The 13,573-nt window shown below is 57.8% G+C and carries 12 protein-coding genes; 7 read left to right on the forward strand and 5 right to left on the reverse strand.

The genetic code is table 11. The features are described from left to right. Window positions 1–2 precede the first annotated feature (2 nt). Together C7433_RS14365 and C7433_RS14370 are read left to right on the forward strand one after the other, a co-directional pair. Window positions 3–2,450 (forward strand): fimbria/pilus outer membrane usher protein, encoded by a 2,448-nt coding sequence (locus C7433_RS14365; protein WP_039342188.1) that lies wholly within the window; start codon window positions 3–5, stop codon window positions 2,448–2,450. Further along, window positions 2,447–3,421 (forward strand): spore coat U domain-containing protein, encoded by a 975-nt coding sequence (locus C7433_RS14370; RefSeq protein ID WP_039342185.1) that lies wholly within the window; start codon window positions 2,447–2,449, stop codon window positions 3,419–3,421. The genes C7433_RS14365 and C7433_RS14370 overlap by 4 nt, the downstream gene beginning before the upstream one ends. Here C7433_RS14370 and C7433_RS14375 read toward each other — a convergent pair. Beyond that, complete coding sequence (locus C7433_RS14375; RefSeq protein WP_006118162.1) at window positions 3,418–4,740, reverse strand: MFS transporter; 1,323 nt, start codon at window positions 4,738–4,740, stop codon at window positions 3,418–3,420. The genes C7433_RS14370 and C7433_RS14375 overlap by 4 nt on opposite strands. 52 nt (window positions 4,741–4,792) lie before the next feature. Between C7433_RS14375 and C7433_RS24040 the strand changes: the two genes are divergently transcribed. Then, a complete protein-coding gene (locus C7433_RS24040) occupies window positions 4,793–4,927 on the forward strand; it encodes a hypothetical protein (RefSeq protein WP_255421309.1) in 135 nt (44 codons plus the stop codon). Between the two features lie 128 nt (window positions 4,928–5,055). Here C7433_RS24040 and exbD read toward each other — a convergent pair whose 3' ends face one another. Continuing rightward, complete coding sequence (exbD, locus tag C7433_RS14380) at window positions 5,056–5,478, reverse strand: TonB system transport protein ExbD (RefSeq protein ID WP_006118163.1); 423 nt, start codon at window positions 5,476–5,478, stop codon at window positions 5,056–5,058. 5 nt (window positions 5,479–5,483) lie between these two features. After that, window positions 5,484–6,209, reverse strand: a complete 726-nt coding sequence (exbB, locus tag C7433_RS14385; RefSeq protein WP_199227862.1) for a tol-pal system-associated acyl-CoA thioesterase — start codon at window positions 6,207–6,209, stop codon at window positions 5,484–5,486. A 695-nt stretch (window positions 6,210–6,904) separates the two neighbouring features. Between exbB and C7433_RS14390 the strand changes: the two genes are divergently transcribed. Next, window positions 6,905–7,420, forward strand: a complete 516-nt coding sequence (locus C7433_RS14390; RefSeq protein WP_226375859.1) for a hypothetical protein — start codon at window positions 6,905–6,907, stop codon at window positions 7,418–7,420. 15 nt (window positions 7,421–7,435) lie between these two features. On the opposite strand, the gene C7433_RS14395 is transcribed toward C7433_RS14390, so the two are convergent. Further along, window positions 7,436–8,812, reverse strand: coding sequence for an aromatic acid/H+ symport family MFS transporter (locus C7433_RS14395; RefSeq protein ID WP_039342179.1), 1,377 nt, complete (start codon window positions 8,810–8,812; stop codon window positions 7,436–7,438). A 279-nt stretch (window positions 8,813–9,091) separates the two neighbouring features. After that, on the reverse strand, window positions 9,092–10,984 hold the full coding sequence (locus C7433_RS14400) for a bifunctional sugar phosphate isomerase/epimerase/4-hydroxyphenylpyruvate dioxygenase family protein (RefSeq protein WP_110268402.1): 1,893 nt from the start codon (window positions 10,982–10,984) through the stop codon (window positions 9,092–9,094). A 233-nt stretch (window positions 10,985–11,217) separates the two neighbouring features. Here C7433_RS14400 and pcaH point away from each other — a divergent pair, with 233 nt between their 5' ends. The 3 genes from pcaH to C7433_RS14415 are packed head-to-tail and all read left to right on the forward strand — an operon-like array spanning window position 11,218 to window position 13,568. Further along, window positions 11,218–11,958 (forward strand): protocatechuate 3,4-dioxygenase subunit beta, encoded by a 741-nt coding sequence (gene pcaH, locus C7433_RS14405; protein ID WP_033739780.1) that lies wholly within the window; start codon window positions 11,218–11,220, stop codon window positions 11,956–11,958. Beyond that, window positions 11,955–12,575 (forward strand): protocatechuate 3,4-dioxygenase subunit alpha, encoded by a 621-nt coding sequence (gene pcaG / locus C7433_RS14410; RefSeq protein WP_033739781.1) that lies wholly within the window; start codon window positions 11,955–11,957, stop codon window positions 12,573–12,575. The genes pcaH and pcaG overlap by 4 nt, the downstream gene beginning before the upstream one ends. Window positions 12,576–12,635: 60 nt before the next feature. Next, entirely contained in the window at window positions 12,636–13,568 is a 933-nt protein-coding gene (locus tag C7433_RS14415) for a LysR substrate-binding domain-containing protein (protein WP_110268403.1), read from the forward strand. The last annotated feature ends 5 nt before the right edge of the window (window positions 13,569–13,573 follow it).

The following is a 13,573-nucleotide window of genomic DNA, read 5'->3' on the forward strand; positions in this document are numbered from 1 at the left end:
CAATGAAGCCGTATTCCCCGCATCCCGTTGCGCTCGCCATTGCGAGTCTGTGTTGTCTGGTGCCCACGTTTGTGTGGGCAGAAACGTTTACGTCGCTTCCCCCGCCGCCGCCCGTTGACAACGGGGCCACGGGCCAGCGCTATATGCTGGAGTTGGTGGTGAATCAGCTGTCACGTGGCGATATTGTGCCCGTGGAGCAACAAAACGGCCACTTCCTGGTGCGGGCAGGCGACTTACAGCGCGCGGGGATCCCGGCGGAGAAGATTCAGGGGCAACAGCAGGTCGATGTGAATCAGCTCGCCGGGGTCAACGTGGAGTACGACGATCGCCGTCAGCGCCTGTTGCTGACCGTGCCGCCCGGCTGGCTGCCTGAACAGACCATTGGTGAGGAAAGGAACGGGTCGCGCTTCCCCGGACGCGTGAGTACCGGGGCGCTGTTCAATTACGATCTCTATGCCACGCGCACCGATGTGGCAGGCACGCGTCTGGCCGCCTTTAATGAGCTGCGCGTGTTTGGTCCCGCCGGACACTTCTCCAGCAATGGCGTTTTACAGCAGCAGCTGGAAGGACAGAATCGCTACCAGAATGACGGCTACATTCGCTACGACACCTGGTGGAGCAATGAAGATGAAAACGCCATCCTGAGCTGGCGGGTGGGGGATCTGACTACCGATGCGCTGTCATGGAGCAGCAGCGTGCGGCTCGGCGGCATCCAGATTGCCCGCGACTTTAGCGTGCGGCCGGATCTGATCACCTATCCCTTGCCTGCCTTTTTTGGCCAGGCGGCGGTGCCGTCAACGGTGGATCTGTTTGTCAATGGCTACCGCTCTACTCAGGCGAATGTCCAGCCTGGCCCCTGGTCGCTCACTAACGTGCCTTTCGTTAACGGTGCCGGTGACGCCGTGATTACAACAACGGATGCGGTGGGTCGTCAGGTCGTCACGACGCTGCCGTTCTATGTGTCCAGTAACTTGCTCAAGCCAGGCCTGTCTGACTACGCCTTTTCAGCCGGTGCGCTTCGGCAAAATTACGGCATCAAAAACGCCGATTACGGTGCGGCCGCGATGAGCGGCTCGTGGCGCTATGGCCTGACAGACTGGCTCACACTGGAAACCCATGGTGAAGGGAGCCGCGATTTGGCCATGGGCGGCGCAGGTGCCCTGTTTAAAGTCGGCAGTTGGGGCGTGATCAACGGAGCCGCCGCACAGAGCCACCTGGACAGCGAGTCGGGCAATCAGTACAGCTGGGGTTATCAATACAACACCAGCCGTTTCAGCCTGGGCACTCAGCATACGGTGCGCAGCGCGGGCTTTGGCAACCTGGCGTTGGTGAGTAGCCAGAGCAATGCCCTCTATGCAGATAACCGCTACAGCCTGGCACGGCGCACGGCGCAGTACACCGCCAGCGTGTCGCTCAATCGCTATGGCAGTCTGGGCGCGGCCTGGATCGACATTGCCAGCGGCGATAACCAGCGTACCCGCCTGTGGAACCTCTCCTGGAGTAAAAATTTGTGGGGCAATGCCAGCCTGTATGTCTCCGCCAGCCGCGACAGAGAGCAGGGAGAATGGAGCGGCGCAGTCTCGCTGGTGATTCCGTTTGGTGAAAACAGTAATGCTTCCCTGAGCGTCGAACGCGATCAACAAGGTCAACAAAGCCAGCGGGCGTATTTATCCCGCGCCATGCCCAGCGATGGCGGATTCGCCTGGGATGCCTCCTGGGCGAACCAGGGCGGCAACAGTGGCGACTATCGTCAGGGCAGTCTGCGTTACCGCAATAACAAGATCGATACCTCTGCCGGCTTCTACGGCGATGACGACAACCTCACCCAGTGGGCCGATGTGTCCGGCTCGGTGGTGTTAATGGACAGCCAGGTGTTTGCCGCTAACACCATTAACGATGCGTTTGTGGTGGTGAAAACCCATTACCCTGACGTGAATGTGCGCTATGAAAATCAGTCGATGGGACGCACCGACCGCCAGGGCTATCTGCTGGTGCCGTCGATCAGCAGCTACTATCCCGCTAAATACGACATCGATACGCTCGATCTGCCCGCCGATATGACGGTGCCCAACGTCGAGCAGCGCTTTGCCGTTAAACGGCAAAGTGGGTTTTTGCTGAACTTCCCGGTCGAGCGGTTGCGCGCCGCCAGCGTGATACTGCATGACGGTCAGGATAAGCCGCTGCCCGTGTCCAGCCAGGTGATTCGGCCGGGACGGGCTACGGGCTATGTGGGTTGGGACGGTATTGTCTGGATGGAAGAACTGGGTGCCACCAATCCCATCCGCGTGATCGCCCCTGATGGTCGCGCCTGCGAAACGATCCTGACGTTGCCTGGCGGTCAGCCGCAGGCACTCAAAACGTATGGCCCGCTTACCTGCCCGTTGCCGCCGCTCCCCAGAGGCGCATCCGTGCCTAATCCCGATAACGCCACTGCCGGAATCACCCCATGAAAACGCTAATGTTGCTGCTTTGCCTGCTGCTGTTACCCTCGCTGAGTTACGCCGCCTGTGCCCTGCCCGCCTCCAGCGCCAGCTTTGGCAGTGTGACCACCTTTGTGGCTAACACCACGGTCAGCAGCACCTCGACCAATGCTGACGTCAACTGCGGGGCCGGCAGCGCGCTGTCGCTGCTGAGCAATAACCAGATCACCTTTCAGCTGACCAGCGCCAGCAACGCCAATGGGACGCGCGGCATCCTCAAACGGAGCGGCGATACCGGCAGCGACAACATTCCGGTGCGGTTATGTACCGACAGCGCCTGTGCCAGTGAGCTCACCATTGGCGGACCTGCGTTTGTCTACAACTCCGCCACCTTAATCAACCTGGCGGGATTGCTGGGTAGTCTCAACTTTGCCATTCCGGTCTATTTGCGCACCCTCACCGGGCAAACCGTGGCCGCCGGGACCTACACGGTGACGCTGAATATGACGGTCACCTACAACATCTGTACCAGCGTTTCGGCTGTTGGCCTGTGTCTCACACCGCAAACCGGCAGCGGCGTCATTCCCATTACTGTTACCGTGGTGCTCAGCAACGACTGTACCGCCATCACCGCGCCCAATATCAGCTTTGGCAGCGCACCGCTGGTCGCCAGTTTTGGCAGCGTGTCACAAACCATCAATGTCCTGTGCAGTAAAGGCAGCACCTATACAGTGGGGTTAAGCAACGGCAATAACGCGGTAAGCAGCGTACGTAATATGGCGAGTGGGACGAACCGACTGAGTTACGAGATTTATAAAGGAACGACCAGTAATCGCTGGGGACCGAGTGGCACGGAACGGGTAAGCAGCACGGCGGCGGATACCGTCAGTACCGATGGGCTGACGCGCAGCTACAACTACACTGCGCGTGTCCTCACCACCCAAAATACGCCGCCTGCAGGGAATTATACCGACAGCGTCGTGGTGGATATCGCGTTTTAGAGCGGCGCGCTGACGGGGGTTCCGCTATGCCGGGCGCGATACTGTTTCACCATGCGGCCAATCAGTAATGTCCCGATCAATCCACAAATGGCCGCAAAGGTCAGCCACGCGCCGGGCATCGCCTTATCGCCGCTGGCGTGGATCAGATAGCTGGAAACGGCGGGCGTGAAGCCACCGAACAGCGCCGTGGCCAGGCTGTAAGCCAGCGAGAAACCGGCGGCACGCACCTCGGCGGGCATAATTTCTGCCAGATAAACCACCATCGCGCCGTTGTAGCTGGCGTACAGGAAGGAGAGCCAGAGCTCCGCCGCCAGCAGGTGGCCGAAGCTCGGCGCGCCAACCATCCAGTGCAGCACAGGCCAGGCGGTGGCAATCATCAATACCGTAAACGTCAGCAGCAGCGGACGACGACCTACGCGGTCAGACAGCGCGCCCATCACCGGGAGCCAGAACAGGTTGGAAATCCCCACAAACAGCGTCACCATAAAGGCCTGTTTGTCACTCATCATTAATACGGTCTTGCCGAAGGTTGGGGTGAACGCGGTGATCATGTAAAACATCACCGTGGTGGTCACCACCATCAGCATACCGGCCAGCACCAGTGCCCAGTTGCTGGCGACGGAACGCATAATGTCGGTCATTGATGGATGGTGTTTACGCTGACTAAAGGCTTCGGTCTCTTCCAGCATGCGACGAATATAGAACAGGAAAGGGACGATCAGGCAACCCACGACAAACGGAATACGCCAGCCCCATTCGGTCACCTCATCATGTGAGAGCAGATGATTCAGCCCCAGCCCCAGCAGAGCCGCGAAGATCACCGCGATTTGCTGGCTACCGGACTGCCAGCTGACAAAGAACCCTTTACGCCCTTTCGGTGCCACTTCGGCCAGATAAACCGAAACGCCGCCCAGTTCTACCCCGGCAGAAAAACCCTGCAATAAGCGACCAAGTAAAATGAGTATCGGTGCGGCAGCACCCAGGGTGGCATAACCCGGTACCAGTGCGATAGTCAGCGTGCCTAACGCCATCAGCCCAAGCGTTAACAGCAGTCCTTTACGACGGCCATGATGGTCAATGTACGCTCCCAGAATAATCGCCCCCAGAGGACGCATCAGAAAGCCGGCACCGAAGGTCATCAGTGTCAGCATTAACGAGGAGAACGGATCGTCTCCGGGGAAAAAGGTTTTGGAAATGGCCGTGGCGTAGTAGCCAAACACCATAAAATCGTACATTTCAAGGAAGTTACCGCTGGTAACATTGAAAATGGTTCTGGCCGCACCTTTTGGCGGCTTTTGTAAAGTTTCACTTTGGCTCATAACTGCTTCCTTGGTTTTTTATCCCTTTTAGCCTGCCAGAGGTGAGATTAATGTGACCTCCATCACCATTGCACTTTACAAACTCTCTGGTTTAAGTAACAAGAAATTAACAGAAGGGTTACAGCAGCATAACTGCCTGCTCGGCGCAGGATTTGCCAGACAAGATGTGGCAAAAATTCAGGCATAAAAAAAGCGCGTCGGGCTGAACGCGCTGTCTTACAAAACAAGGGATAAACGGATGAAGGAGAAACAGGCGAAACGCACTCAATGCAAGGCTGTGCAGGACGGGTTTAGCCTGCGCACATCAACGACGCGTTATTTTTTTACCGTTTCCATCCCCATCAGGCCGATCTTGAGATAACCCGCCGTGCGCAGTTCATCCATCACGCTCATCAGAGTTTCATAATCGACCGATTTGTCGGCCTGGAAGAAAATGGTGGTATCTTTGTTGCCTTGCGTCTGCTGCATCAACACGTTGATAAGCGCGTCCTTGTTCACCTGATCGTTACCTACGTAAAGCTGCTTATCGGCTTTAATCGAGAGATAGACCGGTTTTTCCGGACGCGGTTGCGGCGCACTGGTGGAGGCGGGCAGATTCACACGCACATCCACCGTTGCCAGGGGCGCAGCCACCATAAAGATAATCAGCAGTACCAGCATCACGTCGATAAACGGCGTGACGTTGATTTCATGCATTTCACCATCGGTTTCTGAGCTGTCGTTAAATCGCATTGCCATAACGCTTACCCCAGACGCAGTTTTTGCGCGGCGGCAGGACGGCTGACCTCAGGCTGAGCCAGGTTTCCCAGGTCGATATCGCGGCTTTGCAGCAGCATGACCTGCGCGGCAACGTCGCCTAAGGAGGCTTTGTAATTAGCGATCATACGGGCAAACACGTTATAAATCACAACCGCCGGAATCGCCGCGACTAAACCAATGGCCGTCGCCAGCAGCGCTTCGGCGATACCCGGTGCCACGACCGCCAGGTTAGTCGTCTGGGTTTTGGCAATACCGATAAAGCTGTTCATGATGCCCCAGACGGTACCAAACAGGCCGACGAAGGGCGCTACCGAGCCAATCGTGGCCAGGAAGCCATTCCCGCGCCCCGCATGACGGCAGAATGCCGCAACCCGACGCTCAAGACGAAACGCAGTGCGTTCTTTAATGCCGCCGGTTTCTTCAACGCCTGCGGACAGGTCCAGCTCGTTTTGCGCATCATGTAACAGCACCGCGCTGTGGCTGGCCGCATGGAAGCTCTGGGCCGCGCGCGCGGCATCATTGAGACTGCGGGCTTCGCCTAATGCCAGCTGTTCACGCTTCAGGCGACGTCTGGCGGCGCTCAGCTCAGCGTACTTCCCGAAGAAAATGGCCCAGGTCACGACTGAGGCCAGTAACAGACCGATCATGACAACCTTCACCACAATATCGGCATGCTGATACATGCCCCACACGGAAAGGTCCGCTTGCATTAAATCACTGGCTACCACGCTGCTTCTCCAACTTCATATACAGGATGCGGAATAAGGGCAAATGATAGCAAAAATCAATCGAATTGATAGTGGTTCTCATTAGTATTTACAATCAAATAGCTGGACATCGCTGGAAGAAGGGATAACGCTTAGCCGTATCTGTTGCACCGTGTTGCCTGTATCCGGACAGTATGCAACGCAGCGATGAGGGCGGTCAGAAACTGCCTGGTCGATGGCTGATGCGCATGGAGAGTGAGTTGATCCGCAGCCCGCCCTGCTGAGCACGCTAACCGCAGACGCAGGGAAAGTGTTTTGTGGCGTTTAATAAGCCATCGGGCGTCATAATGGCGCGAGAAAAATAATTTTATCCGGTCCAGCATCAATCTGAATTTTCATTGTCAGATAAGCCAGCACGTAAAACATTGAGGCCGCCAGTCAGGGTTTGCCTGTTGTAAGTGGCCGTTGCGCAAACATAATGAAAACAGCCGATGAGTAACCTCTTTATCGCCAGCCTGATGACGTTTTTTCGTCGAATAAAGCAGCAGGGCCGCTGTGCTTCACATAACAGGATCGCTGCCTGCAATCGCCACGCTGATCGGCAATCCGTCCGGGCCCATCCGGAAGATGCGTCACTGAGTGCCGGCGCGCGCCGGTCCTCTTTGGTATCTGTACCAGGCGCTGAGGACTCGCCACAAATGCCGGGACGCCCTGCCTCTCTCTGGCTGTCGCGCGTCTTCCTGCTTATCTCACTGCTGTTGCCGGGATCGGGCATGGTTTCACCCTGTTCAGGGGCGTGCTATGCCGCGACGAACACCTTGATTACGTTACACTTCTTCAGGCGCTGCTATGAATCGGGCAAGCCCTCATCCGGTATGGTGAAGTGTTTCAGTCGTCAGCTCCGCACGGTCGCGCTCATTCGCTTTATTCATGCTTCACGCAATGCGGCACCGCCGGGCAAACTGAAGCGTTTTCACTATGCGCATCACGCCGGTAAAAAGTCCGTCCGGCCGCCATTCCGTGCAGACAGCGGGGAAGCGCCAACACCGGTAAGTACGTCAACCTCCCCCCTGTTCCAGCCTGATACCTTACTGCGTCAGCGCCCTGCGCAACCGCAGCCGCCCTGCCTGAGTCAGGCAGACAACGCGGCACAGCAAAATCTGTTTGTGCCGCAACGGGACATGGACGCGGGCTTACTGCCCTGTCTGCATTGACCGCGGCTGGGCAGGTTAATGGATATCCCCCGGGCTGACGCCCCAGCGGGAGACGGTGCCGCTGTCCGCGCGCTGACGCTGCTGATAGCGTCCTTTCGCCGCAATCATTGCCACCGTCAGCAAGGCCGGAATCGCTAATACCGCGAAAATCGTGGTAACGCCCCATCCCAGCGCCAGCATTTCCGCGCCCGCCAGCGCACTCAGGATTGCGCCAACGCGCCCGACGCCGTGCATCCAGCTGGAACCGGTTGCCCGCGCCTCGGTGGGATAAAAGCTGGCCGACAGGGCATTCATTCCCGTGTTCGCGCCACCAATGCAAAAGCCTATCATCAGTGCGCAGCCGCCGAGCAACACCGGATGCGTCATCGACAGCCCCATACAAACAGTAAACAGTCCACCCGCACCGTAAATCAGCGATAAGGCACGATGCGATTCAATACGATCCATCAGCCAGCCGGAAAACAGAGAACCGCAGGTGCCGCCAGCCTGGAACAGGGCCGTAATAACCGCCGCCTGAACCACGCTAAAGCCGTTGTCTTTAATCAGCATCGGCAGCCAGCTGCCCAGGGTGTAAAACAGAAACAGTGCGGTGAAATAGGCGCCCCACAGCATCAGGCTGCCGAAGCGGTAGGTGTCATTGAGGACGACTTTCACAGGTTGCGCGTGAGCCCGACTGACCGGGGGCAACGCCAGCGTACACTGTTGCAGATCCAGATCCGGGGCCAGTTTCGCCAGGATACGGTGAATTTTTTGGCTGGCCGCGCGCCTGACCACCAGAAAGCAGACCGACTCCGGCAGCGCCCACAGCAGTAACGGCACAAACAGGATCGGCAGGATACCGCCCAGCAACAGCACAGCATGCCAGCCAAAGTGCGGCATCAGCCAGGAGGCGGCGAAACCGCCCAGTGCCGCGCCAAAAGTAAAGCCACAAAAAACGACGGTGATAAGAAAGGCGCGCCGTCTGGCCGGGGCAAACTCTGCCACCAGCGTCCCCACATTCGGCATCGCCGCGCCTAAACCCAGGCCGGTGAGAAAGCGAAACAGGACCATCTGTTCCATATTTTGCGAGAAGGCGGTGATCAGCGTCCACGCGCCAAAAAAGAACACGCTGTTAATGATGACCACTTTTCGGCCCAGCTTATCGGACAGCGGACCCGAGAGCATCGCCCCCAGCGCCAGTCCCACCAGCGCCGCGCTGATAATCAGCCCCAGTTCGCGATTCGTGATCCCCCAGTCTGCTTTCAATTCAGGGGCAATAAACCCCATGATGGCGATATCGAACCCATCAAGCGCGATGATGCAGAAGCCGAACAGCACCACCATCTTTTGCCACATCCCCAGCGGGCGGCTGTCGATTAACGCCCGAACATCAATTGCTTTGCTTTCCGCCACGGTGACTCTCCGGTGAAATAAGTAATGTGCAGTTACTATATGCAGGCGCTGCAGGGCAAGAAATGGCGATAATCGAAATTTTGTGCGTTTATCGCGCAACCTGCGCCCGTGCAGGCAGCTGAAATGCGTTAATGGCTTGTTAAAAATAAGGAATTTTCTGGAAAGTCTGTCTGGACTGTCCGGTGAGGATTGTGAGCGTGATCGGCGTGATGCCAGGAAGGGGAAAGAGAGAAAACGCGGGATTGCGGTAACGGGGCCAGTCAGCCTGGCCCCTGTGAATTACCGCATGGCGGTCAGCCGTACCGGCGCGTTTGCCGCACCGAAGCCGTGATAGCGACGCCGCCGCTCCAGTAGTTCAAAGAAAAAGCGCCCTTTTTCATAGGGTTCCGTATAGACGTGAAGCAGCTCTCCGCCCTGTTCATCGCGATCATACATCACGTCAAAGCGCTGTAACTGCGCCAGAAAATCCGGGTCGAGGTCAAAGCGCGCCAGCAGATCCTGATAATAGTTAGCGGGGATGCGCAAGGTTTTCAGGCCGCGTTCGCGGGCGGCTTTTACTGCGCTGAACAGATCGTCGCAACCAAACGCCACGTGCTGTAATCCCGCCCCCTGGTAGGTCGTCAACGCACGGGCGATCTGCGTTTCCCGGCTGACCGACATATTCAACGGCAGACGGATAGCATCATTCGGGCTGCGTAAAACGCGGCTGCGCACCAGCCCAAGCGGATCAGGCAGTTCCCATTCGGTATCCTGAACAAAGCCCGGTACGCTGCGCAGGAACATAATCCAGTTGTCGCGCGTTTCATCCGGCAACGCGATCGCCAGATGATCCAGGGTCTGCATCGCAGGCTGAGGCGCGCTGCGATGCGTTAAATTGAAATCACTGTGGTAACCGTCCTGACCGGCGGGCTCGTCTTCCACCAGATAAATCAGGCTGCCATCCGGCGCGCATAAAGCCGGTATCTGACGTTCATTCGGGCCGGTTTCGCCCTGCCAGATAGCGTAGCCATAATCCTGCGCCCGCTGAATCAGGTTCTCCACGCCGCGTACGCGCCAGGCCACTGCACAGAGGGAAATACCATGCTGATGGTAGTAACCGCTGGCCTGGCTGTCGGGCTGCGCATTCAGAATGACGTTGACCTTGCCGTTGCGATAAAGCGAAACCTGTTTCGAACGGTGCTCGCCCGCGTGCACCAGGCCAAGCTGCGTGAGCCACTGCCCTAACGCCAGCGCATCGTTATGGCTGACGGCGAATTCAATAAACTCCAGTGCCAGCAACGGCGGCTGAGGCGCTGAGTGAAATAATTCTTCTCCCGCCAGTGAAGCCAGCGCGCTGGGCAGCAGCGGTTGCCTGACCAGCCAGTCGCGGGTTTGCTCCTCCAGCCACAACAGCGATCGGTAGCCGTCCTGCGCCGTCGGCACTACCGGTGAAGCGCGGAATCCGTCGTTAAAAATCTCCAGCGACCAGGCATCGCGATAGCCATGTGCTGACAGCTGCGTCATAAACTGCGTCAGATTCAGTTCCCCCTGGCCGGGGAAGCAGCGGAAGTGACGGCTCCAGGAAAGCACGTCCATTTTCAGCAGCGGCGCATCTGCCAGTTGCACAAACACTATTTTTTCGGGCGGCACGATGTCCAGGCCGTCAAGGCTGTCGCCGCGAGACAAAACATGAAAACTGTCGAGCACAATGCCAAAGGAGGGATGGTCCACCGCTTCCACGCGGGCCCAGGCATCACGCCACAGGCTGACATGTCGGCCCCAGGCCAGCGCCTCATAACCGAGGGTAATACCGTACTGCGCGGCCAGCTCCGCCAGCGCACGCAGATCGCTGACCTGGGTGTTGAAATCATCGCTGCAATCGGGTGACACATTACTGCATACCAGCATCCGCTGGCAGCCCAGTTGCGTCATCACCTCAAACTTGCGCGCCGCACGGGCCAGATTTTGTGCCAGCCTGTCACGCGGGCCGCCTTCGAAGTCACGGAAGGGCTGGAACAGCAAAATTTCCAGCCCCAGCTCTTCGCACAACTGGCGAATCTCCACGGGTGAGCCGGGATAATAGACTAAATCGTTATCGAAAATTTCGACACCATCAAAGCCGGCGGCCGCGATTGCGCGCAGCTTTTCCGGCAGCGTGCCCGATACCGAGACCGTTGCGACAGAACGTTTCATTATTGCCTCCTGATAAACGGTCACAGGGTGACCTTAAAGCAGCCAGTCAGCAGCGAGGCGTTCTGCTAACGGAGATTGGCAATTGTTATGAACCAGATGGAACATTTCGTCAATGTGACAGGTCATGATTTTTGGTTATGAGTACAGCTACGTTTTTTCACTTTTCTTTTACAAGTTACGCTTCCTACACTCGTTCCTCTGTACGCGAAAAACAAAACAATAAGGATGCCTGGATGAAAAATGACTGGCCCGCCCGTGAACTGGTACACCGTGATTACCGCCATCACCCGCCGGCGCTTGCGCCGTTGTACAAAACCAGCATACTGCGCTCGCCGCGCAATGCGCTGATTTCGCTGCAAAATTCCTTATCGGAAATCACCGCACCGGTGTTCACCCGTCAGGAGCTGGGCCCCCGGGACAGCGATCTGATTCTTAATTATGCGAAGGACGGCCTGCCGATTGGCGAGCGCATCATTGTGCATGGCTACGTGCGCGATGCATTTGGTCAGCCGGTGCGGAATGCCCTGGTTGAGGTATGGCAGGCCAATGCTGGCGGTCGCTATCGTCATAAAAAAGATCAGTATCTGGCCCCCATCGATCCGAATTTTGGCGGCTGTGGTCGCATGCTGACTGACGACAACGGCTACTACTGCTTTCGGACCATTAAGCCCGGCCCCTATCCCTGGCGTAACCAGGTCAGCGACTGGCGTCCAGCCCATATTCATTTTTCCCTTTCTGGCGAAGCCTTTGCTCAGCGCTTGATTACGCAGATGTATTTTGAGGGCGATCCGCTGGTAGGACGCTGTCCTATCCTGCAGTCGGTAGGCAGCGAAGAAGCCGTCCGCACCCTGATTGCAGAGCTGGATACGCATTCGGCGATTCCCCTGGACTGTCTGGCCTATCGCTTTGATCTGGTATTGCGGGGTCACCGCGCAACCTGGTTCGAAAACCGCACTCAGGGAGCCGCATCATGAAAAACTATCTGCCTGAAACAGCCTCACAAACTGCCGGCCCTTACGTGCACATTGGCCTGGCACCGCATGCCGCGGGCTTTGATATCTTTGAACATAATTTCAGCGAGGTGCTCACGCAGCCGGAAACGCGCGGTGAGCGCATTACCGTTGAAGGCTGTGTTTACGATGGTTCTGGCACGCCGGTGCGCGATGTGCTGATTGAAGTGTGGCAGGCCAATGCCGCCGGGCGCTACCAGCATCCCGCTGACCAGCAGCACGACAAGCCGCTGGATCCGGCGTTTCGCGGCTGGGGGCGCACCTGCTCCGATTTTGACAGCGGCATCTGGCGTTTTGAAACCATCAAGCCCGGCAGCGTGACCGGCCGCGACGGACGCCCCATGGCGCCGCACCTCAACTTATGGATTGTGGCACGAGGTATCAATATCGGCCTGAACACCCGTCTCTATTTTGCCGATGAGCAGGCGGCAAATGCCCGGGATCCGGTGCTGAATCTGATTGAGTGGGAGAAGCGGCGCAACACCCTGCTGGCACACCGTGAACAACGCGGCAGCGAAACGGTTTACCGTTTCGATATCGTTCTGCAGGGCGAAAACGAAACCGTGTTTTTTGATGTCTGACGCTTAACAAAGTCGCTACATTGTCCTTGCCGCTACGGCGGCAAATTCTTACCATGAGCCATGGATAGTGTTTCCCGGTTCAGTCAGCGCGTGCGCCTGCGTCATCTTCACGCTTTTGTTGCCACCGCGCAGCAAGGGACGCTGGGCCGTGCCGCCCGCCAACTGGGTATTACTCAGCCCGCCTTATCGAAAACCCTCAGCGAACTGGAATACCTGACCGGTGAACAACTGCTGGTGCGCAGCCGCCAGGGAACAGCGCTGACCGCCAGCGGGACGCGCTTTCTGCATGACGCCATTCGCATCCTGGATGCACTTACGCTGGTCGATCAGGTCATGCGTTCGGACAGCGCGCCACATCTCGCGCCTCTGCATATCGGTGCCTTGCCGACCGCCATCGGCAGCGTGGTTGCGCCAGTGCTGGCCAGCCTGCAGCAGCACTATCCGGGCTGGCGTATACAGGTCACTACGCTTTCGAACGACGCGCTGCTGATGGCGATAAAGTCGGGGCAAATGACGCTGGGAATCGGACGGATGGCGGAACCGGTTCTGATGGACGGTCTGAACTTTGAACTGTTGTATCTGGAAACACTGCGCCTGGTCGTGGCCCCGCACCATCCCTTGCTGCATGCGGGCGTGACCCTGGCAGAAGCGCTCAGTTGGCCGTTGATCCTTTCGCCACGCGGCACCGTACCGCGTCAGAATGCGGAATCGCTGATGACCAGCCATGGGCTGACCCTGCCTGAAGGCGCGGTAGAAACCCTGTCAACGACGCTGGCGCGGCGGCTGACGCAAAACCACGGTTACGTCTGGCTGGTGCCTTACGGCGCGGTGCGCGACGACTTAACGAGTAATCAGCTTCGGGCTCTGCCGCTGCCGAACCAGGGCATGGCCGAAGCGGTGGGCATCCTGACCCGTCAGCAGCATACACCGCCCCCTGAACAACAACATCTGGTGGCGGCATTGCGTCAGCGGGTGCTGGATGTCCCGGTCTGACGCCG

The sequence above is a fragment of the Pantoea sp. PNA 03-3 genome (genome assembly GCF_003201175.1).
Taxonomy (GTDB): Bacteria; Pseudomonadota; Gammaproteobacteria; order Enterobacterales; family Enterobacteriaceae; genus Pantoea; species Pantoea stewartii.